Source organism: Microbispora sitophila, from assembly GCF_014892245.1.
GTDB classification, from domain to species: domain Bacteria; phylum Actinomycetota; class Actinomycetes; order Streptosporangiales; family Streptosporangiaceae; genus Microbispora; species Microbispora siamensis.
The window spans coordinates 1-3,016 of the sequence record NZ_JADBGC010000066.1 but is presented as its reverse complement, the minus strand read 5'-3'; the positions used below and the strand labels follow the sequence as shown (position 1 = coordinate 3,016).

Genomic DNA, 3,016 nt, shown 5'->3' with positions numbered 1-3,016 from the left:
TTGGTCAGCCCCGGGTACTCTGGAGATTATGGAACTTGACCCGGAAGACCCCCGGCCGCCCTATCTCCAGGTAGCTCATCAGCTACGCGCCGCGATCCTGACCAGGAAGTTTGCGCCCGGAGAGAAGCTGCCTTCCGGCCCGGAGCTGGCGAAGAGCTTCGGTGTAGCGCGCATGACCGTTCAGCAGGCCATCCGAGAACTAAGAGATGAAGGGTTGGTCATCTCGCGCCAGGGGAGCGGCGTGTTCGTTCGGGAACGGACCGCCCGCCCTGTCGGGCTGAGGCCGCACATCGAACAGGCGTTCAAGCAGCCTAAAGTCTCCATCGACTTTGCCGGGTTCTCTGGTGAAACCCTGCATGGTGCAATACAGGAACCGCTCGATCAAATCCGGGCGGGCCGCATAGTTCCGGAGAGCATTACCGTTCGAATGCTGCTTCCCGATACTGGGCACCCGTGGTCACTGCCGAGCCGGGTAGACACCCTTGCAGATGAGCCGCTGTTTCGTGAGCGCGCCGAGCGTATTTCTTCCCGTCATGCGCAAGCAATCATCGACTCAGTTCACGAACTGCAAGAGCTGGGCCTAATCGAATCGGCTAAAGTTGAAGTTCGCGTATTTGGAGAACCGTCGCGCTTCAAATTGTACGTGCTTAACGAAGAAGAGGCTTTCTTTGGCTTCTATCCAGTAATCGAGCATACAATAACCGTGAAGGGCGAGTCTCTCCCCATGTATGACCTCATGGGCAAAGACGCCGAGCTCTTCCACTTCGCTGTCAGCGACGGGGCGGTCTCCACGTCCGGCGAGTTCGTCAAGCAAGCCCGAGCGTGGTTCAACAGCGTATGGACCAGCGTTGGGCGGTCCGCCCCGTGATGGTGCGAACAGGGCTCGAAGCTGCGCAGGACCTCATGCAAAGGGTGCGGTATGTGCTGCTTGATTTCGACGGACCGATCTGCGACATCTTCGCCGGCCTTCCCGCTCCCGAAGTTGCGGCGCGACTTCGGCGCATGCTCAAGAGTGCTGGGGTGACGATCCCGGAGCATGTCCAACGACAGGACGATCCCCTTGAGGTCTTCCGTTTCAGCGCGTCGCTAAGTGAGGAGCTGAACAAGGCGACCTCGGATCTCCTAACGGCCCTTGAGGTGAAGGCAGCTTCAACAGCGCGCCCTACTCCCGGAGCGCTAGACCTACTTCGCGACCTGCATAAAAAAGGGAAGCCTGTTGCCATAGTGAGCAACAATTCCGCTCCTGCGGTTGCGGCCTATTTGGAGACTGCCGGGATACTATGGGCGGTCAAACACATCTCGGCTCGGGCAAGCAAAGACCCTCGACTGATGAAGCCGAATCCGTATCTGGTGCGGCAGGCGCTTTATCACCTTGAAGCCGCAGAGGACGCCACGGTCTTGGTGGGGGACTCCACGACGGACATGGAAGTCTGCAAGAGTACGAATATCACCGCAGTAGGGTTCGTCAACAGGCCCTCGAAAGAAGAAGCCCTTGCAGCCGCAGGAGCGGACCTTCTCATCACGAGCATGACGGAGCTGTCCGGCCCCGAGTGATCGTGTTACGACTTCGCTTACGTCTTCAAGCCGCCTTCGGCGGGGAGCGGTGGAAGGGGGAGGGGAGACATCGCGGGGAGGATGCGCGAGGGGATAGCAGGCTCGACGATCCAGAGCAGAAGGCGGGCCACCAAGGAGGAGGACCCGCCGGGGAAGGGATCGGCAGAGGAGAGGGCTGTTTCCTGAGCTGTCTTCCAGTGACACCGTGAGGGGGTCGAACGACGGTGGGAGGCACAGCGCAGCCAGAAGCCATCACGGCCCGCACTTCCGAGGGGGAAGGCACGCGGACACAGGTTGTGTCTCCCGCTGGGCCGCGCGCCCGCCCCGCCGGCGGGCTGCGGCTCTCCGGCCGGTCCCGCCGGCAGGCGGCGCGCACCCTGCGCCGACAAGCGGCGCGGTGTTCAACCGATGGCGGCAAGCGGCAATGTGCGAGGAGTGATCTCTCTCCCCAAGTGGTGAACAGGGTCGTTGGCTATGAGCGGCACCACGACGCCGAAGAACCCGGAGACCATGAGGGCGACGCTGGCAGACGAGGGAGAGGAAGTGAGAGGCAGGGAGGGGGCGGGGGCAGAAGGTGCAGGAGACAGGACCTTGGGGCGCTGCCCCAAACCCCGGGGCCTCCGACTCCGAGAGGGGGCCGCGCATAGCTCGCGCCGTAGGTGGCTGGGCTGGAAGTCCTGATCGCTCGCCCGCCATCGACCCAGGCAGAGCCCAGCAGCCCGGCTCCTCCAGGTCAAGCCCAGCCGTGCCGGCAGGACAACCAGCGCGCGAGGAAGGTCACCGGGAGGCAGGTACACGCGAGGCAGGGCTTGACCCTCCGTCCCCGGCCCGCTGTCGCTTCGCGATGGGTCGACGGCAGACGAGAGATCAGGGCGAGGCGCTCGCGTAACGATCCGGTTTGCCCCCTCATGTCAATGATAGGGCGGCTTCACCTGAGATATCGTAAGTGCAAGATGTGCAATTCGCGAGGAGTTGGATGAACGGCAAAATTGCAAGGCTCTTAATGCGTCGTAAAGTTATGAGATATCGCGTGACGGGGCGAAAGGGTGCGTTCGTCGTGGTTACTCCTGACAGGGAGGGTCTTATTGTTGGCCCCCGGGAGGAGCGGGCGGACCGGCTTGCAGAGCGACTAGGAGTGCCGGAGTGCGACTTGATGGGACTGATCTACGAATGTGACGTAAAGCCCGATAAGTGGGGCGTGACATTTTCTGATTACAGGTTGGTTGAGCCGTAGACTGAATGGTTGACCGAGCCTGGAGCGGGCGGCGGCTCGCCCACCTTCACTCGCAGGAGCTTGAAGCTCGAAGGCGTGCCCGGCTGGGGGGCACATCGGGGGCACACGCGTTCCGGAAACGCTGGCAAGCGATGGCAAAGAACGGAAGCGTTATCGCAGGTCACTTGTGGTGCAGGGTGGATCCGCGCAGGTAGTGAGCATGCGAAATTAGACCCGGCCTACAGGCCG

General features: G+C 62.0%; 3 protein-coding genes. All 3 read left to right on the top strand.

Features of this window, described 5'->3' with window-relative positions; all coding sequences use genetic code 11:
- Positions 1 to 868: GntR family transcriptional regulator (locus IL992_RS45340; RefSeq protein WP_319019258.1), on the top strand; the 868-nt coding region annotated here is incomplete at its 5' end.
- Positions 869 to 921: 53 nt separating this feature from the next.
- Positions 922 to 1,554 carry an HAD family hydrolase gene (locus IL992_RS45335; protein ID WP_193209469.1) on the top strand — a complete coding sequence of 211 codons (633 nt, stop codon included), beginning with the start codon at positions 922 to 924 and terminating at the stop codon, positions 1,552 to 1,554.
- Between the two features lie 976 nt (positions 1,555 to 2,530).
- Positions 2,531 to 2,788 carry a hypothetical protein gene (locus tag IL992_RS47400; RefSeq protein WP_226874976.1) on the top strand — a complete coding sequence of 86 codons (258 nt, stop codon included), beginning with the start codon at positions 2,531 to 2,533 and terminating at the stop codon, positions 2,786 to 2,788.
- The last annotated feature ends 228 nt before the right edge of the window (positions 2,789 to 3,016 follow it).